Below are 17,894 nucleotides of genomic sequence, written 5' to 3'. Positions count from 1 at the left end.
GCTCGGACGATGTTCCTTCTCTTCGGCTTCGGCACCAAGCGACAGAATCTCGGTCCAGGGCAGAACCGGACGTGTCCGCGCTGCCACAACACCACGCAGTGGCTCCGGATCCGGGAGTCCAAGCAGTTCACGCTGTTCTTCGTGCCGGTCGCGCGGTGGGGCCGCCGACAGTTGGAGCAGTGCGGGATCTGCGGTACCGCCGTGGAGATGTGAGCCCGGTCAGTCGGGATCGGCGAAGGCCACGAACGTCCTCGGCTGCCGTTCGGAGACGTGCCGTCATCCAGGCACCGCCCGCCTCCGGCGTGCAGACCGTGACCGAACCGTTATAGTCGGCGTCGTGACTACAGTTCTCGGTGTCTCGGTCGGTGCCAGCGCGGTGCGCTTTGCGCGACGTGACACCGGGAGCCTCGACAGCCCCGTCTTCGGATCCCACTCGATGCCCGCCCTGCTCGACCGGCCGGCCGAGCTGGCTGCGGAGTCCATCGAGACGATGCTCGCCGAGACCGACGAGATCGAGCAGGTGCGCGCCATCGGAGTCGCCTACCAGAACGAGACGCAGGCCGATTTCGTCCAGGGCGCGATGAGCCGCCTGGACATCGACAACTTCCGGCTCGTCCCGGAAGTGACCGCCGCGCTCGAAATGCTGGAAACCACAGGAGATCTCGACGACCACGAGACACTCGTGTTCTACGACCTCGGCAGCTCGGGCCTCACCGTCACCGTCGTCGATCGGGGCACCCGCATCGCATTGAGCACGGCACGCTCGGACCGGATCAGCGGCGACCTCGTCGACCACCTGATCTACGACCACCACGTCGAACTGCAGCGCTTCGCCGAGCCGGCCGACATGGCGGCGCAGCGGGCCCTCACCGCCCGGTGCCGCGACGCGAAGGAGCAGCTGTCCTCGAAGGACGCGGTGTGCATGCCCGGCGAGGGGGGTCTGCTACTGCTCTCGCAGGCCAGTTTCGATTCGCTCATCGACGGACCCGTGAAGGCCTCGGCCCGCCTCACCCTCGACGTCATCCGCCGCTCGGGACGCACTCCCGACGCCGCGGTGCTCATCGGAGGCGGAGCGAACATTCCACTGGTCACCGCCGTGATGGAGTCGTGGCTCGACATTCCGGTGATCGTGCCCTCGCAGCCCGAACTCGTGGCGGCCGAAGGCGCGGCGCTCCTCGCCCGCCCGGACACTGCGAAGGTCGTCGAGACGGCGGAGTTCGCTGCGCCGACGGAGTTCACCGAGACCGTACAGTTCGCCCCGCAGCTGGTCGCGCCGGACGCACCGACCGCAAGCTTCGCTGCCCCCGACATCCGGCAGGAGACCGAGACGCCCGCGCAGCCGCGGAACCGTCGACGCCTCCTGCTCGCCGGTGGTGCCGTCGTCGTCGCAGCGGCGATCGGCCTCGGTGTCGACCTGCTGCAGAGTTCCGGTCGCGATCCGCAGCCCACCTCCACGCACCAGGAGACGCAGGAGCCACCGGCGCAACCGGCAGCGGAACCGCGGCCCACGACCACCACGGACGCATCGCCCGCGCCGGAAACCGTCCCGGCAGTGTCGGACGAGCAGTCGACGGCCATCGATCGCAGCGAGACCCGCAGCACCTACCGGCCGCAGACGACGGCGGAGACCTCCGCGCAGGTCCCCATCACCACCGGCGCGCAGGACGATGCGGCAGCCGACACCTCGGTGCCGTCACTCGAACCGGAGCCGGCCCCAATGGTCCCCGGGCTCCCCCAGTTCGAGCTGCCGCCGCCTCCGCAGATCCAGCTCCCGCAGCTGCCCAGCATTCCCGGGTTCTGATCAATCAGCCGCAGACCGCCGCGGTGCGGCGCGCCGTCTCGGGTTCCGGATGAGGCAGCAGTCGCTGCCACCACCGGGCCACCCGCGGACTAGGAATCAGTCGCGCGATATGGAACCGGTTCGTCTCGGGTCCGGTGCGAACCGGCGACGCGGGCGGCAGGATCCGCTTCCGCGGAGGCGGACGGCCGGGGACCGACCGTGGCCGCGGAGACCTTCGAGGCGCTGGGGGCACTCGCCGACGCGGCCGATGCCCACGCCCTGGCCCCGATCGCGTACCGCGACCACGCCGACACCCAACGGTCCGTCGAAGCCGCCGCCGCGGCCGCGGCACTGGCTGCGCGATGCGATCACGCCTCGTCGCCTGCGCTGGACGAAGCGGCCCGCCCACTCCCCTTGACCAGCCCGGAACGGGAGTTCGCCGCAATGGTCACCGCCGGGCTGTCCAACCGGCAGATCGCCGACCGGCTCGTGGTGCCGGTCGGCACCGTCGAGGGGCACATCTACCGGGCGTGCACCGAACTCGGCGTCTCCGACCGCACGGAGCTCGCCGAGTTGATGCGCGACACTGGCCGGCGCTAGCGCGACCTCCGGTTCATCCCATCGACTTCGATCCGTCGAGGGACTCGCGGATGATGTCGGCGTGTCCGGCGTGCTGCGTCGTCTCGGCGACGATGTGCAGCAGCGCGCGACGCACCGACCAGGCGTCCTCGATGTTCCAGGGGGCCTTGGGGAGTTCGTGGACGACGTCCAGCGACGGCAGCGTGCGCACCAACTCGTCGGTTCGGGCCGCCACCTCGTCGTAAGCGCGCAGCGCACCTTCGAGGGTCTCACCGGGCTGCAGCTGGAAGTCCTTGTCGCGTTCGGCGAAATCCTCTTCGGTCCACTCGGTGAAATCCTTCTCCATGTAGTCGGCTCCGACCACGAGGAAATCCGCCCAACCCCGCTCGACCTCGGTGACGTGCTTGATGAGACCACCGATCGTCAAGTTGCTCACCGTCGTTCGCTGCGACGCGTGTTCGGTGGTGAGATCGCGGGCCGTGAACCGCAGGAAGTGCCGAGCGTGGGCGAGGCTTGACAGCAGATCCCGGCGTTCCTGGTCGAGGGTCGGGGTGGCGTTCCGGGTGGTGGTGCTCTCGGTCATCGGGTGCTCCTCGTCGTCGTGATCCGGCAAGATCTACGCTACGAGCCATTGGTGCCAGTTCCTGTCACTTATAGGTCGGCAGGTGCGGAAGAATGAGGTCATGTCCGACACGAGCTCCCGCATCCTGCGGCTTCTGTCGCTGTTGCAGACCCACCGCTACTGGCTCGGCGCCGAACTCGCCGACCGGATGGGCGTCTCGTTGCGCACCCTGCGCCGCGACATCGAACGGCTCCGCGATCTCGGATATCCGGTGCGGTCCGATCGCGGGGTCGGCGGTGGGTATCAGCTCGCGCCGGGCGCGTCGTTGCCACCACTGGCTCTCGACGACGACGAAGCGGTCGCGCTCGCGGTCGGCCTACTCACCGCGGCCCAGACCTCGATCACCGGGATCGCCGAGATCTCCGTGCGCGCGCTGGCCAAGGTCATCCAGGTGATGCCGCCGCGACTGCGACGCCAGGTGGAGGCGATCGATGCGGCGACGGTCTCCGCCGATATCCCCTGGGCGACCCGCGCGACCGATTCGCAGCAACTCGTCACCGTCGCGCGCGCCTGCCGCGACGACGAACGCATCGTCTTCGAGTACACCGCCGCCGATGGCACCGCGACGGGCCGGCGCGTCGAACCCCGGCAGCTCGTCTCCCTCGGGCGACGCTGGTATCTCGTCGGCTACGACCTCGACCGCGGTGACTGGCGCAGCTTCCGGCTCGACCGCATGGCCGAGACCACGGCCACCGGGATGCGTTTCCGACAACGCGAGCTGCCCGGCGGCGACGCCGCGGCCTTCGTCGAACGCGGCATCCGCAGCCGCTCCCAGGTGAAGGTCAGCGCCGAACTGGAGGCGTCGGAGCACGAGGTGCGCCGCCGGATCGGTCAGTGGGCCGAGGTGATCGCGATCGACTCCGAACGGTGCCGGATCGAGGTGGACGCCGACAGCATGGACTGGGCGGTATTCGCCGTGGGTATGTCCGGTGGGCGGCTGCTCGGCGCGTCGCCACCGGAGTTCGTCGAGTACCTGGAGAACTGGTCGAATCGGCTGGTCACCGCCGACGAACACTCGAAGTGACCATCCATCCGGCGCTATGACACATCCCACAATCGGCCGGGCATCGGAATGCCGTCGGGGGTGGGGGTGGTTGCGCCACCCATGGATCTGTTCACACCTGTAGCCCTCGGAGACCTCGAACTCGCGAACCGCATCGTCATGGCCCCGCTGACCCGCCTGCGTGGTGGTTCGGCCGGTGTACCCGGAGACCTGATCGTCGAGCACTACCGTCAGCGGGCGAGTGCCGGCCTGATCATCACCGAGGGAACCTATGTGAACTTCGAATCGCAGGCCTTCGTCGGTCAGCCCGGCATCGTCACCGACGAGCAGGTCGCCGGCTGGCGTCGTGTCGCGGATGCCGTGCACGAGCGCGACGGACGCGTCGTGCTGCAGTTGATGCACGGCGGCCGCGTCACGCATCCCGACGTCAACGGTGGCCGGCGTGTCGTCGGGCCGAGCGCGATTGCCATCGACGGCCAGGTGCACACCGAGCAGGGCAAGCAGCCCTACCCTGCGCCGCACGCGCTGACCATCGACGAGATCCCGTCCGTCGTCGATGATTTCGTCGCCTCGGCTCGCCGCGCGATCCATGCCGGATTCGACGGCGTCGAGGTCCACAGCGCCAACGGCTACCTGTTGCACGAATTCCTCTCCCCCGCATCGAATGTGCGGGACGACGAGTACGGCGGTTCGGTGGAGAACCGGATCCGCCTCGTCGTCGAAGTCGTGAAGGCCGTGTCGGCGGCAGTCGGCGCCGGACGTGTCGGGTTGCGGATCTCTCCCGAGCACAACATCCAGGACGCAGTCGAGACCGATCGCGACGATGTGCGTGCTGTCTACGGCGCTCTGGTCGACGCCCTGCAGCCCCTGGGCCTGGCGTATCTGTCGGTCCTGCACAAGGAGCCGACCGGAGATCTGGCGCAGGAGCTCCGGAAGCGTTTCGGCGGCAAGGTGATCGCCAACAGCGGTTTCGGCTCGCCGACCACGCGTGACGAGGCCGTGCAGCTGATCGACGATTCGCACACCGACGCCGTGGCCGTCGGCCGCGCGCTGATCGCCAATCCCGACCTGGCCGAGCGCTGGCGGGACGGGCAGCCGGAGAACGCACCGCGTCCGGAGCTGTTCTATGCGTCCGGAGCCGAGGGGTACACCGACTACCCGTTCCTGCAGACCGTCTGAGCGTAAGCCCTACGAGGCGCTCGGATCCTTGCGCGCCGAACCGTTTCTCGCCGCTGCTGTAGCGCGGGCGAGCCTCGGTTCGGCGCGCGAGGTCGTTTCGGTCTCCCGAGACAGGTCGGGCATCATCCGTTCGAGCACCGGCCGCCAGCGCGCCACATCATCCGGGAAACACGTGCTCAGCAGCTCGACCATCGCCGACGGAGCGATCGAAGCGCCGGGCGACGCCCCGAGCAACCCGGCGATGCTGCCGTCCGCGCTCGCCACGACCTCGGTGCCGAAGGTCAGGACCCCGACCCTGCGACGATCGGGTTTGACGAGCTGAGCTCGTTGCCCCGCGTCGATCAACTCCCAGTCGGACTCCCGCGCCTCGGGACAGAATCGCTGCAGCTGCCGGAACTTCCGCGCGCGGGACGCGAGCAGCTGGCCGACGAGATAGCGCACCAGCGACAGATTCTGCAGGCCCACCGCCACCAACGGGGCGATGTTGTGCAGGCGCAGGGTGGTGAACAGATCGGTGAGCCGGCCGCGTGTGAGCAATCTCGTGCTGAACGTGGCGTACGGCCCGAACATCAACCACTCGCGGCCGTCGACGACCCGCTTGTCGAGATGCGGCACCGACATCGGTGGTGCTCCCACGTCGGCCTGGCTGTAGACCTTCGCTGCATGCTGGGACACCACGTCGGGCTCGCCGGTGCGCAGGAACTGCGCGCCGATGGGAAAGACGGCGAAACCTCGCACCTCCGGGATCCGGGCCTTCTGCAAGAGTTTCAGGGCGTACCCGCCGGCGCCGACGAACACGAACCGGGATCGGACCGAGAACCGTCCCGTCTTCGTGTGCCCGGAGACGGTCCACCGCCCGTTGGCGGCGCGGCGCAGTCGTGTGACCTCGTGTCCGGTACGAAGCTCGACGCCACGACGACGCGCGTCCGACAGCAGTCGGTGTGTCAGGGCACCGAAGTCGACGTCGGTGCCCGCCTCGTAGCGCGTGGCGGCGACCGGTTCGGAGCCCGAGCGACCGGTCATCACCAGCGGTGCCCACCGCGCGATCGTGTCGGGGTCCTCGCTGTACTCCATGGCCGAGAACAGCGGCGAGCGTTGCAGGGTGGCGTGCCGCTGTCGCAGATAGTCCACATCGCGTTCGCCGAAGACGACGTTCATATGCGGTGTCACGTTCACGAACGTCGCCTCGCCCGGGTCGTCGAGGGACTCCCAGAACTGCCGTGAGATCCGGAACTGTCCGCCGATCTCCTCGGCCCGGGTCGAATCCGCGGGATCGGGCATGTAGTTCAGTTCGCACAGACCTGCGTGGCCGGTGCCCGCGTTGTTCCATGGGGCGCTGCTCTCGGCCGCGACCTCGTCGAGTCGTTCCAGGACGAGGATCGACCGATCGGGTTCGAGCCGTGTCAGCAGTGCACCCAGTGTTGCCGACATGATGCCGCCGCCGATCAGGACGGCGTCGTACTCCTGGTCGCCGTACTGTGCTCCGTCGGCAGAATGCCTCCGATCCACCATCATTCACCTGCTTTCGCCGTTGTCGACCTTCAGCGTGCCCCCTTCCGATTCATCCGTCCAATGAGCTCTTGCAGGCAGTACCATGCAGATGTGGATTGGTATGTGACGCCCGAGACCGCAATGGTCGCCCCGCTGCTCGTCGCCTTCGACGCCGCGGCGCGCGAAGGTCACATCACGCGCGCGGCGGATCTGCTCGACGTTCCCCAGTCTTCCGTCAGTCGCCGCATCCGGGCACTCGAGAAGGCAGTGGGTGTGGCGTTGTTCCAGCAGTCCGGGCGAGGGGTCGTGCTGACGACTGCCGGGAGGGAGTTGCACGAACGCACCCGGCATCTGGTCCGCGAACTCGACGGTGCGATCACCACGGTGCGTGAGCACGCCGATCCCGACCACGGCGTCGTCCGCTTCGGGTTCCCGCTCACCCTCGGGCCGGTGAGCATCCCGTCGTTGCTGGCCGAGTTCCACCGACTGGCCCCCGGCGTCCGGTTGCATCTGGTCCAGGCACACGGTGAAGAGCTCGCGGAGATGGTTCGCGACGGCCGGCTCGATCTCGCCGTCATCATCCCTCCACCGGAGGATCTGCCGGTCACCGTGCTCGCACAACAGCGACTGTTGCTCCACCTCCCGAGCAGCCATCGACTCGCCGGCCGTGCCCGCCTCGACCTGCGCGATCTCGCGGACGATCACTTCATCGCCAGCCCACCCGACTATCACATCCGCAGAGAACTCGAATCAGCTTGCGACGAAGCTGGATTCGAACCGTACATCGCGTTCGAGATCAGCGAGTTCGAAACGATCCGGGCATTGGTCGCCCAGGGCCTCGGTGTCGCACTGCTGCCTCGCTCGGAAACGCCTGTGCCCGGAATCGTCACCGTGCCGGTCGCCGGAATCGCGAATCGCACCATCGGATTGACGACCGGGACGAGGACGCCGTCCCCGGCGGTCGCGCGACTGCACGCTCACATCGCCGGGCACGCCGATAGATTCGACGGTCGCCGGCTCGATTCGTAGGTATCGTCCATCGAACGCAAGACATGGCGCACAGCTTCGCGAGCCGTGCGCCATCTCCTGCGTCGCCGGTCCCGACAAGGCGCAAGTCCGGGTTCGAATGGTCGCCGGCGGGGTATGCCACACAGATGCGATCGCCCGCAAACAGTGGTACCCGACGCCGCTGCCTACCACCAGCAAGGCGGCGCACTGTGAAAACATGTTCGATCTGCGCCATCCGGGCAGGAGCCGGTAACGATCTGCGACGTGCTCCGGCCGGCGCTGGGGCGATTCCCGTTCGGTCGGCCGGTGAAGACCGATCCGCTCGGGCAGATCGACACCACATTCGACGATTCGGCAGACACATCGACCCCCGAGCCCGTCGCCGCCTTTCTCTGACCTACCTACCGTCGAGGAGTTCTCCATGACAGCAACAGATCTCGGTTCCAGTGCCACGTTCGCCGGGCAACCGGTCGCCTCCCAGTTCATCGATGGGCAGTGGCGCGAGGGACGCTCCGACCGCGTCCTGACCGACACCAACCCGTTCGACGACAGCGTGGTCGCCACGATCCGCCTCGCTTCCGCCCAGGACGTCGACGCCGCCTACACCGCTGCCCGGGCAGCACAGACCGGGTGGGCCGCGACCGCTCCCGCCGAGCGCGCCACGGTCCTGCGTCGCGCCGCACAGATCCTCGAGCAGCGCCGAGCCGAGATCATCGACTGGCTGGTCGCCGAGTCCGGCTCGACGCGGATCAAGGCCGATACCGAGGTCTCCCTGGCCATCGGCATCACGCAGGAGGCGGCGTCGTTCCCGTCCCGGGTCCACGGATCGATCTTCGATTCGAACACCCCGAACCGTGAGATGCGGGTGTACCGAAAGCCCATCGGAGTGGTCGGGGTGATCAGCCCGTGGAATTTCCCGCTGCACCTGTCGCAGCGATCGGTGGCACCGGCGTTGGCGTTGGGCAATGCCGCGGTGATCAAGCCGGCCTCGGACACTCCGGTGACCGGCGGCCTGTTGATCGCGCGGATCTTCGAGGAAGCAGGCCTTCCGGCGGGAGTGTTGTCGGTGGTGATCGGCTCCGGTTCTGAGATCGGCGATGCTTTCGTCGAGCATCCCGTCCCGCGGTTGATCTCCTTCACCGGCTCGACACCGGTCGGCAAGCAGGTCGGTGCGGTCGCCACCGGCGGTAAACACCTCAAGAAGGTGGCACTCGAATTGGGCGGCAACGCACCCCTGGTGGTCCTCGACGACGCCGATCTCGACGCGGCCGTCGAGGCAGCGGTGACCGGGTCGTTCCTGCATTCCGGACAGATCTGCATGGCCGTGAATCGCATCATCGTGCAGGCGCCGGTGTACGACGATTTCCTCGATCGGTTCACCCGAGCCGCGCAGGCCGTGTCCTACGGCGATCCGTCCGCAGACGGCACTTTGGTCGGGCCCGTCGTCAACGATTCGCAGTTGAAGGGCCTCGAGGAGAAGATCGAGCAGGCCCGGGACGCCGGAGCACGCGTTGCGCTCGGTGGGGAGATCGACGGCCGGGTCGTGCCTCCGCACGTGTTCGTCGACGTCACCTCCGATATGGAGATCGCCCGCGAGGAGATCTTCGGCCCGATGGTCGCGGTCCTACGCGCCGATGACGAAGCACACGCCCTCGAACTGGCCAACGACCACGAATTCGGTCTGTCCAGCGCGGTCTTCACGCAGAACATCGACCGGGGACTGCAATTCGCGCATCGGGTCGAGGCGGGCATGACGTTCATCAACGAGATGACCGTTCAGGACGAGGCACACGTGGCATTCGGTGGCGAACGCAACTCCGGTCTCGGACGATTCAACGGCGAGTGGGCGATCGAGGAGTTCACCACAGATCACACCATCGGCGTGACTCGGCTGGTGTAGGCACGCCGCAGCGCCCTCCGACTCCGATACAGCATTCTGCCGTCTGCACCCTGCCCAGCCTCGGGGTGCAGACGGCAAGCTGTCACAGAAGCCTCCTCGGTTGACGGTGAGAACGCCCGGGCCGGCGTGCCGTTGCGTTCGCTGCCTCCTCTTTGTAGGCTCCGTTCATGGCAGGATTGTCGACAATCCTACAAACCCGGAGGCGGCCGATGGAGTTCCCGAACCGACGCGCCCATATTCTCTGCGGTCCCCGATCCTGACGCGGCGCACGCGATGAACGACGACCAGCTCAACATAGGACAGCGCCCCAGCGTCTCCTGCACGGACGAGGACGTCCGGATTCGCGTCCTCGCCGACAGACTCCGGACACTGGGCGTCCCGGTCGACACCTCCACGCGTCGACGGGCCGAGTACTCCTACGACGCCTCCAACTACCGGGTGCGGCCGGCGGCCGTGGTCTTTCCTCGGTCGGTGGACGACGTCGTGGCGGTGGTGACCGCCTGCGGCGACACCGGGATTCCGCTGGTCAGCCGAGGAGGCGGGACGTCGATGGCCGGCAATGCCGTCGGTCCCGGCGTCGTCGTCGACTTCTCCCGGCACATGAACCGCATCGTCGCCATCGACGAGGTCTCCGGTGTCGCCGACGTCGAACCGGGCGTCGTGCTCGCAACCCTCACGCGGGCAGCCGAGGACGCGTCCTCTGGCCGTATGACCTTCGCTCCGGACCCCTCGTCGAAGAACCGGGCCACGGTCGGTGGCGCGCTCGGCAACGATGCCTGCGGCAACCACTCGGTGCGGTACGGCCGCATGTCCGATCATGTCCACGAGATCGACCTCGTCACCGCCGACGGGTTCCGGCTCACCGCGGCAGAGCGGGGCCTGCGTGCCACCGATCCCGACGACGCGGCCGCTGCCGCGCGCGCGGAACAGCTCGGCGCCGAGCTCACCGCGCTGGCGGCCGAGCACCTGTTCGAGTTCCGCACCGAACTCGGGAGGATCCAACGCCAGGTCTCGGGTTACCACCTCGATCATCTGTTGCCGGAGAAGCGGTTCGACGTCGCCCGTGCGCTCGTCGGATCCGAGGGAACCTGCGCGGTGATCGTCGGTGCCCGCGTCGAGCTGGTTCCCCGCCCGTCCAGCGCGTTGCTGGTCTGCCTCGGCTACGACGATGTCGTCGACGCGGCCCGCGACATCGGAACCATCCTGGAGTTCTCGCCTGCGGCAGTCGAGGGTGTCGACGCGGCGATCGTCGAGACCATGCGGCTGCGTCGGGGCGAGAACTCCGTCCTCGGACTCCCGGTGGGAAACGCCTGGCTCTACGTCGACCTGGACGGTGACGACCCGGACTCCGTGGCCGCGGCCGCCGACGCACTGCTCGACAAACTTCGTCGGAACGGCCGTCTCGTCGATGGCCGCATCGCGGCGGACACCACCGAGCGTGCGTCGCTGTGGCGGGTGCGTGAGGACGGCGCCGGACTGTCCGCCCGCCTGGCGTCCGGCGGCGAATCGTGGCCGGGCTGGGAAGATTCCGCCGTCGCGCCGGAGAACCTCGCCGACTACCTCCAGGACTTCCGCGTACTGCTCGACCGGCACGGTCTGCAGGGCGTGATGTACGGGCACTTCGGCGCCGGCTGCATGCACATCCGCATCACCTACGACCTGCGCACCGAGGAAGGCCGGCAGGTCTTCCGCGAGTTCACGCACGAGGCCGCGCGGCTGGTGGTCCGTCACGGCGGATCGCTCTCCGGAGAACACGGCGACGGCCGTGCCCGCTCGGAACTGCTGCCGGTGATGTACTCCGCGCGGATGATGAGCGCATTCCGCGCCTTCCGCACGATCTGGGACCCGCAAGGCATCCTGAACCCGGGATCGCTGACCGACCCGGCGCGGATCGATGACGATCTGGCGTTGGCGGACGTTCCCGAACGCACCTGGCGTACCCACTACGACCTGCACCCGATCGAGGCGGTCCGTCCCGACGGCGCGCGGCCGCAACACACCCCCGCCCCGTGGGTGCACGCCGTCCAGGGCTGCATCGGCGTCGGACGATGCCGGGCCGACTCCGGTGGCGTGATGTGCCCGAGCTACCGCGCGACCCGCGACGAGAAGGACTCCACTCGCGGCCGGGCCCGGGTCCTGCAGGAGATGGTGCGCGGCGCCCGCACAATCGAGCAAGGGTGGAAATCCGAGGAAGTGCGTGAGGCACTCGATCTGTGTCTGGCGTGCAAGGCATGCTCGACCGACTGCCCGGCCGGCGTCGATATGGCCACCTACAAATCCGAGTTCTTCTCGCACTACTACGACGGCACACGACGACCGGTGTCGCACTATTCGCTGGGGTGGTTGCCGCGCTGGCTCGAACTCACGGGACGGGCAGCACCGCTGGTCAACGCGGTACTGCGCACTTCGCTCGCGAAGCGCGCCGCCGCGCTCGGCGGCATTTCCCCCGACCGGGTATTTCCTCCCTTCGCCTCCCGGCGGGCCTGGAAGAAGGCCGTGAGCGAGGCGCTGCGCGGCCGGTCCGGTTCGACGCCGGTGGTGCTCTTCGTCGACACCTTCACCAAAGGGCTGCGACCGGAGGTCGCCGGTGCCGCAGCCCGCGTGCTCGCCGGGGCGGATCAGCAGGTGAGCTGCTCCGCGGACGCGTGCTGCGGACTGACGTGGATCTCCACCGGCCAGCTCGACACCGCGAAGAAGAAACTCTCCCACGCCGCCCGCACACTGGACGACGGCACCGACCGGCCGATCGTCGTCGTCGAGCCGAGTTGCGCCGCCGCACTGCGTAAGGACCTGCCCGAGCTGGTGCCCACCGAGGCTGCGCGTCGCGTCGCCGCACGGGTCCACAGCTTCGCGTCCTACATCGACACCCTGGTGCGCGGCGGCTGGTCACCTACCCCTGCGCGGCCGTTGCCGAACGAGATGGTGCTGCAGACGCACTGCCATGAATACTCCGTGTTCGGCGCCGGAAGCCATCGCCGGATCCTGACCGCAGCGGGCGTCGACGACGTTCGCGACGCAGTCGGATGCTGCGGCGTGGCAGGCAACTTCGGCTTCGAGACACAGCACCACGACATCAGCATGAAGGTGGCCGAGACCTCCCTCGCGCCGACACTGCGCGCGGCCGGCGACGACTCCGCGGTGGTCACCGACGGCTTCTCGTGTGCGATGCAGGTCGCGCAGATCGGTGTATCCGCCCCGGGACTGCACCTCGCTGAACTACTCGATCCCGGGTCGCGAATGTCGATGAGCAACAACATCTCCGAGGAGGAAAGCACATGACCGACACCACGACTGCCCGAACACGGGTGGGCGTTCCCGACGCAGTGTCCCGCGTCAGCACAGGCTTGTTCATCGACGGTGAGTGGGTCGAATCGATCTCCGGCGAACGATTCGACGTCGTGGCTCCGGCGACCGAGGAGGTCGTCGCGACCGTTGCGAACGGCAACGCGGACGACGCCCGACGTGCCATCGAGACCTGCGCGCGCGTGCAGAAGCAGTGGGCGAAAGCCGCTCCGCGTGAACGCAGCGTGATCCTTCGCCGTGCCTACGAACTCATCATGGAACGGCAGGACGAGTTCGCGACCATCATGACCACCGAGATGGGCAAACCCTTCGCCGAGGCGAAGGGCGAGGTCGCCTACGCCGCGGAGTTCTTCCGGTGGTTCTCCGAGGAAGCCGTCCGCATCGGCGGCGATGTGACCAGCACCGGCGACGGCGCGACCCGCATCCTGGTGTCCAACGAGCCGGTGGGACCGTGCGTCCTCGTCACGCCGTGGAACTTCCCGCTCGCCATGGGTACCCGCAAGATCGGACCCGCCATCGCAGCCGGATGCACCATCGTCTTCAAACCCTCGGAGCTGACGCCGTTGACCTCGCTGGCCCTGGTCGACGTGCTCGTCGAGGCCGGTGTGCCCAAGGGTGTGCTGAACGTCGTGCCCACCACCGCACCCGGGGAGGTCGTCTCGACCTGGATGTCCAGCGGTATCGCACGCAAGATCAGTTTCACCGGTTCGACCGCGGTGGGCATCCGGCTGCTCGAACAGGCATCCCAGCACGTGATGCGCAGCTCGATGGAGCTGGGCGGAAATGCCCCGCTCATCGTGTTCGAGGACGCCGATCTCGACCGGGCCGTCGACGGCGCGCTCGCCGCGAAGATGCGCAACATGGGTGAGGCCTGCACCGCCGCGAACCGCATCTTCGTGCACCGCGCGGTCGCCGATCGGTTCACCGAGAAGCTCGCTGCCCGTATGGATGCCCTCGCCGTCGGGGACGGCCTGGTCGAGGGCACCCAAGTCGGTCCGCTGGTCGAGGAGAAGGCTCTGACGAAGGTGGAACGTCTCGTCGCCGATGCCGTCGAACGTGGAGCGCGCGTGGTGTGTGGCGGCAGCCGGCCCGAGGGACCCGGCTACTTCTACCCACCCACCGTCCTCGCCGACGTGTCGAAGGACGCCGCGTTGATGAGCGAGGAGATCTTCGGGCCGGTCGCGCCCATCGTCGTCTTCGATACCGAGGACGAGGTCGTCGAGATCGCCAACAACACGCCCTGGGGACTGGCCGGATACATCTTCACCCAGGATGTCGACCGCAGTTTCCGTGTCAGCGAAGCGCTCGAGGTCGGCATGGTCGGGCTGAACACCGGCATCGTGTCCAACCCCGCGGCACCGTTCGGCGGCATCAAGGCATCGGGTCTCGGACGTGAGGGAAGCACCATCGGTATCGACGAGTTCCTCGAGGTCAAGTACGTCGCTGTTCCTCGTCGGTGACGCATGGTCTCACTGCGCCGCCGATCCTTGCGCGCCGAACCGTGTTTCGACGCAACTGTAACGCGCGCGAAGCCCTGTTCAGCGCAAGGTCGGTACGGCCTACCCGCGTAGCTCAGGAATCACCTGTTCACGCAACGGTTCCTGCTCGGCCGGCCGCAGTGCCGCACCACTTCGCGAGCGCGGCGTCGAGACCGTCCGTCGAGCCCCCCACCCATGCCACGTGCCCGTACGGGCGCACGAGCACAGCCGACGGCGCGTCCCCCTCACCGAGCAACGACAATCCCCAAGCGGCGTCGTAACGCGCCCACACGAGGTCGACGCATTCAGGACGATGCCCGGAATCGATTGGTGGACCGTCGAATTGCAACAGAAGTGGGCGAGCCCGAACACTCGCACCGGCTTCTCCTCTGCAATGACGTCGAGATTCGGCATGCGTCGTCCCAGCAGCGGGTGTCCCTCACCGAGGTCGTAGGCGACGTCGAGGCCGGAGATCAACGCCGCGATCGGTGAGCCGGCATCGTCGACGCGGAGCACCTCGTCGATCAGATCGCGCAGGGCCTCCTAGCGCGAATCGGCCTTCTGGATGCCCAGGCCGACACCCAGTCCGCCGGTGGGGAGTTCCTCGGTGACCCGCACTTCGGCGATCAGGCTGCTACGTGTCGCAGCCGACCCCTCGAATCCGATCCCGGCCTCGCAGCGCACGACACTGCGCCCACCACGTACCGAGCCTGGTGCATCCGAAGGTCGCGGTGTTCTCCGTTCGCCCCTCGGCAAGGAAGCGCCCGGCGATCCCTCGATGATCGACGAGCGTCCCGGGTCAGCCCTCGATGATGCGCTTGATCGCGTCCAGGGTCGCCGGAATTCCGCTGCGGGCGGCCTGCTCCCGCGCGGCGATCCGGGCAGGTGCCTCCGCCCCCAACTTCTCGTGGAAGAATTTCTGCCCGGCTTCGGTGAACTCCCAGGTCTCCGTGAGTTCCGTGCCGGCGTCCGCGGGCTTGATGACGTAGCTCCAGCGCACGAGGCCCGGGCCGACCGACCATGCGAATTCGCGGCCCGGGGAGGCGACGACGACCTTCGACCGGGCCTCCCAGGTGCGTTCGGGGGTGACGTTCCGGCCGGTGAAGAAGGAACCGACCTCGGGGCCCTGCCCTTCGTCCCACCAGCACTCCGCGCAGACGGGCGACCATTCACCCGTGCGGGTGACGTCGGAGACGAGGGCGTACACCTCGTCGGGGGTGGCGGAAACGACGACGGAGGACTCGAAGGTCAGGGGTGTGGTCTGCATGGCCGCCATCCTGCCCTGTCCCGATCAGTGCGGCGCGACGCACCTGCCTGCCCGCCTGCCCTTGCCGACGACTACGCAGTGACGGCTCTGGTCCCCACACGCGCGGGCACGGGTCCGGCCGCGACCAAGGTGAACGGCGTCTTTACCGGAAAATCGTCGTGAAGGGATTCCACCTCGAGTTTTCGCACCACACTGGCGAGGCCCAGGATTGCTTCGAGCATGGCGAAATGATCTCCGATGCAGGTGCGTGGGCCACCACCGAACGGCAGATACTGCCACCGCGACCTCTCTACCGATTGCCCGGGGGCGAACCGATCCGGGTCGAATTTCTCGGGCTCGTCCCAGAGCGACGGATCATGGTGGAGCGCGTAGGTGCCGACGATCGTATTCGTCCCGGCAGGGATACGGTAACCGTCGACCTCCACGTCGCGCATTGCCATTCGCGCGGCCGTCGCTGCGGGCGGACACATCCTCAGTGACTCATGGACTATCTGGACGGTGTAGGGCAGATCCCCGATATCGCTCGCGCGCAACAGGCGGTCTCCGATGGCTGCAGCCTCCCGCGCCACCCGCTCCTGCATCTCGCGATTGCGGCCGAGCTGCCACAAGCTGTAGGCGAGAGTGGTCGCGGTGGTGTCGTGACCCGCGAAGAGAAACGCGAGCAACTCGTCACGGATCTTCTCGTCGCTGAACGCTCTGCCAGTGACCGGATCGGTGAGCTCGAAGAACAGCTTGATCAATTCGGCGCCATTGCCAGCACCGCTCCGCGCGGCGTCCATCGCCTCGTCGAGCGTTTCGGTGACAACAGCCAACGAAACACGGAAACGATGACGGGCACGTGTCGGCAGCCATGTCGGGGTTCGTATCGGTTGCAGGGCACGTCGTCCCACGAATTGCACCACCTGTCCGAGTGGAACTCCGACAGCTTCGGATCTCTCGCTGAGATCCGTTCCGAAGAGTGACCGGCCAAGGACACGCAGGGTGAGTCGCCGGGTTTCGGTGTCGAGATCGATCGACCCGCCCTCGCTCCACTCTGCCGCCATCGTGTCGGCGACCTCGGCGATCCCGGTCGGCGTAGACCGCTACGTGCTTCTTGGTGAACAAAGGCTGCAACGCACGACGGTGCGGCACCCACGAATCGTGAGGAAGATTGAAGAGATTGTCGCCGACCCACACCCGTCCCTCGACGTGGACGGTCATTTCCTTGTCGAAGGAACCGTCGGAACCGCCGAGAACATCGTGGGCGCCCTGCGGTGAGGTGACGATAGCGAAGGTCGGCGCCCACCGGGCAGGACCGATATGTACGAGGGTGACCGGCCCGCCTGCATCACGGAATTTCTCGGGACCGGTATCGAGATGTCGGAGTGCCCGGATGCGGTCGATCAAATGCATCGGCACGTCGGGCGCAATCGGAAAATCCTGGGCCTGTGCGCTTGTCCTGGCCATTCTCCGAGTGTGGTCCGCCTCGGACGGTCACACCAGACCCACTACCGAGTCATTGCGCAACCGCAACCTTGCTGAACTCGAAGGGCAGGCTCGCATGTAACAACAGTTTGACCCGCGGGAAGACCGGATCTCGAATTGCACTCTCGAGACGTAAAGCGGTGTCCGCGTGAGGATGTCCACTTGCACTCGCGCAATGTTGATCATCGGGATTATTCTGTTCGGGCTGCTCGTCGGCGCGGTGGCACAGCTCGTCGTGGGCAGGTCCGGGACCGGGATCGACTGGACTCTCGCGTTGGTCGCGGGCGTCGGGGGTTCGTTCATCGGCGGTCTGCTCATCAGCCTTCTCGCAGGTGACGGACTCGAATTACGCCCCAGCGGGATCATCGGCCCCTCGCCGGCGCGATCATCGTGACCGCTGCCTGGTCGGCCTGGAAGTCCCGGTCGCGTCAGGTCTAGCGCTATCGGTGTCCCGCGACGAGAGACGATGCCCGAGTGACCTCACGCCCCGCAACCGAGCAGCGACTGCTCGACATCGTTCCCGGAAATCCGGTGTGCCAGGTCGTCCTGGACCGGGCGGGTGAACTCGGCATCGGAGACTGGTATCTCACCGCGGGCGGAGTCTTCCAGTCGGTCTGGAACTTTCTCGACGGCCGCGACCGGCAGGCCGGCATCCGGGACTACGGGTCTACGCTCCGCACGGTTTCGACGACCTGTTCGGGATGGTGCTCCGCCCGAATCCGGTGCTGGCACCTCGCAACGTGTACGAAGCGAAAGCCCGACGATGGCAGGTGGAATGGCCTCGATTGGTCGTCGAACCGTGGCCCGAGCGCTGACATCC

Annotated in this window: 17 protein-coding genes and 2 pseudogenes; 13 read left to right on the top strand and 6 right to left on the bottom strand. The window is 67.4% G+C overall.

What is annotated here, in order from left to right; translation table 11 throughout:
- Window positions 1–9 precede the first annotated feature (9 nt).
- The 3 genes from A5767_RS06005 (at window position 10) to A5767_RS05995 (ending at window position 2,380) form a co-directional block, all read left to right on the top strand.
- Entirely contained in the window at window positions 10–213 is a 204-nt protein-coding gene (locus A5767_RS06005; RefSeq protein WP_024100896.1) for a zinc-ribbon domain-containing protein, read from the top strand.
- 124 nt (window positions 214–337) lie between these two features.
- The gene (locus A5767_RS06000; protein WP_006552013.1) at window positions 338–1,801 is read left to right on the top strand and encodes an Hsp70 family protein; all 1,464 of its coding nucleotides are present in this window, start codon (window positions 338–340) and stop codon (window positions 1,799–1,801) included.
- Window positions 1,802–1,999: 198 nt separating this feature from the next.
- Window positions 2,000–2,380 carry a helix-turn-helix domain-containing protein gene (locus A5767_RS05995; RefSeq protein WP_197483210.1) on the top strand — a complete coding sequence of 127 codons (381 nt, stop codon included), beginning with the start codon at window positions 2,000–2,002 and terminating at the stop codon, window positions 2,378–2,380.
- A gap of 13 nt (window positions 2,381–2,393) precedes the next feature.
- Here A5767_RS05995 and A5767_RS05990 read toward each other — a convergent pair whose 3' ends face one another.
- The gene (locus A5767_RS05990; protein WP_193903725.1) at window positions 2,394–2,942 is read right to left on the bottom strand and encodes a DinB family protein; all 549 of its coding nucleotides are present in this window, start codon (window positions 2,940–2,942) and stop codon (window positions 2,394–2,396) included.
- A 100-nt stretch (window positions 2,943–3,042) separates the two neighbouring features.
- Here A5767_RS05990 and A5767_RS05985 point away from each other — a divergent pair, with 100 nt between their 5' ends.
- The gene (locus tag A5767_RS05985) at window positions 3,043–4,005 is read left to right on the top strand and encodes a helix-turn-helix transcriptional regulator (protein WP_024100892.1); all 963 of its coding nucleotides are present in this window, start codon (window positions 3,043–3,045) and stop codon (window positions 4,003–4,005) included.
- A gap of 81 nt (window positions 4,006–4,086) precedes the next feature.
- Entirely contained in the window at window positions 4,087–5,163 is a 1,077-nt protein-coding gene (locus tag A5767_RS05980) for an alkene reductase (RefSeq protein WP_064851901.1), read from the top strand.
- 9 nt (window positions 5,164–5,172) lie between these two features.
- On the opposite strand, the gene mqo is transcribed toward A5767_RS05980, so the two are convergent.
- Window positions 5,173–6,678 (bottom strand): malate dehydrogenase (quinone), encoded by a 1,506-nt coding sequence (gene mqo, locus A5767_RS05975; RefSeq protein WP_064851900.1) that lies wholly within the window; start codon window positions 6,676–6,678, stop codon window positions 5,173–5,175.
- Window positions 6,679–6,765: 87 nt separating this feature from the next.
- Here mqo and A5767_RS05970 point away from each other — a divergent pair, with 87 nt between their 5' ends.
- The 4 genes from A5767_RS05970 (at window position 6,766) to A5767_RS05955 (ending at window position 14,325) form a co-directional block, all read left to right on the top strand.
- Window positions 6,766–7,683, top strand: a complete 918-nt coding sequence (locus A5767_RS05970; RefSeq protein ID WP_231911938.1) for a LysR substrate-binding domain-containing protein — start codon at window positions 6,766–6,768, stop codon at window positions 7,681–7,683.
- A 400-nt stretch (window positions 7,684–8,083) separates the two neighbouring features.
- The gene (locus tag A5767_RS05965) at window positions 8,084–9,562 is read left to right on the top strand and encodes an aldehyde dehydrogenase family protein (protein ID WP_064851899.1); all 1,479 of its coding nucleotides are present in this window, start codon (window positions 8,084–8,086) and stop codon (window positions 9,560–9,562) included.
- A 273-nt stretch (window positions 9,563–9,835) separates the two neighbouring features.
- Complete coding sequence (locus A5767_RS05960) at window positions 9,836–12,841, top strand: FAD-binding and (Fe-S)-binding domain-containing protein (RefSeq protein ID WP_231913131.1); 3,006 nt, start codon at window positions 9,836–9,838, stop codon at window positions 12,839–12,841.
- On the top strand, window positions 12,838–14,325 hold the full coding sequence (locus A5767_RS05955; protein WP_064851898.1) for an NAD-dependent succinate-semialdehyde dehydrogenase: 1,488 nt from the start codon (window positions 12,838–12,840) through the stop codon (window positions 14,323–14,325). Before A5767_RS05960 ends, A5767_RS05955 begins: the two co-directional genes overlap by 4 nt.
- A 127-nt stretch (window positions 14,326–14,452) precedes the next feature.
- On the opposite strand, the gene A5767_RS23300 is transcribed toward A5767_RS05955, so the two are convergent.
- From A5767_RS23300 to A5767_RS05940, 4 genes are all read right to left on the bottom strand, one after another.
- The gene (locus A5767_RS23300) at window positions 14,453–14,692 is read right to left on the bottom strand and encodes an aromatic-ring hydroxylase C-terminal domain-containing protein (RefSeq protein WP_331712091.1); all 240 of its coding nucleotides are present in this window, start codon (window positions 14,690–14,692) and stop codon (window positions 14,453–14,455) included.
- Between the two features lie 194 nt (window positions 14,693–14,886).
- The gene (locus A5767_RS23295; RefSeq protein WP_006552001.1) at window positions 14,887–15,027 is read right to left on the bottom strand and encodes a hypothetical protein; all 141 of its coding nucleotides are present in this window, start codon (window positions 15,025–15,027) and stop codon (window positions 14,887–14,889) included.
- 115 nt (window positions 15,028–15,142) lie between these two features.
- Window positions 15,143–15,619 carry an SRPBCC family protein gene (locus A5767_RS05945; protein ID WP_064851897.1) on the bottom strand — a complete coding sequence of 159 codons (477 nt, stop codon included), beginning with the start codon at window positions 15,617–15,619 and terminating at the stop codon, window positions 15,143–15,145.
- A 62-nt stretch (window positions 15,620–15,681) separates the two neighbouring features.
- Window positions 15,682–16,653: a cytochrome P450 gene (locus A5767_RS05940; RefSeq protein WP_331712090.1), complete on the bottom strand. Its 972-nt coding sequence runs from the start codon at window positions 16,651–16,653 to the stop codon at window positions 15,682–15,684.
- Between A5767_RS05940 and A5767_RS24000 the strand changes: the two genes are divergently transcribed.
- The 4 genes and pseudogenes from A5767_RS24000 to A5767_RS23915 all read left to right on the top strand — a co-directional run bounded on the left by A5767_RS24000 (window position 16,592) and on the right by A5767_RS23915 (window position 17,889).
- A complete protein-coding gene (locus A5767_RS24000) occupies window positions 16,592–16,867 on the top strand; it encodes a hypothetical protein (RefSeq protein ID WP_309568835.1) in 276 nt (91 codons plus the stop codon). The two genes, A5767_RS05940 and A5767_RS24000, sit on opposite strands and share 62 nt — an antisense overlap.
- Window positions 16,868–17,249: 382 nt before the next feature.
- A pseudogene (locus A5767_RS05935) lies at window positions 17,250–17,512 on the top strand (GlsB/YeaQ/YmgE family stress response membrane protein).
- Between the two features lie 36 nt (window positions 17,513–17,548).
- Window positions 17,549–17,686 (top strand): annotated as a pseudogene (locus A5767_RS23995) (hypothetical protein); the annotation flags it as partial.
- Complete coding sequence (locus A5767_RS23915; RefSeq protein ID WP_308087002.1) at window positions 17,653–17,889, top strand: nucleotidyltransferase family protein; 237 nt, start codon at window positions 17,653–17,655, stop codon at window positions 17,887–17,889. The pseudogene A5767_RS23995 and the gene A5767_RS23915, both read left to right, overlap by 34 nt.
- The last annotated feature ends 5 nt before the right edge of the window (window positions 17,890–17,894 follow it).

This window comes from Rhodococcus sp. 852002-51564_SCH6189132-a, from assembly GCF_001665495.1.
GTDB lineage: Bacteria > Actinomycetota > Actinomycetes > Mycobacteriales > Mycobacteriaceae > Rhodococcus > Rhodococcus pyridinivorans.
Note: the sequence above shows the minus strand (reverse complement) of the source record. Positions and strands in the feature narration are given on the sequence as shown.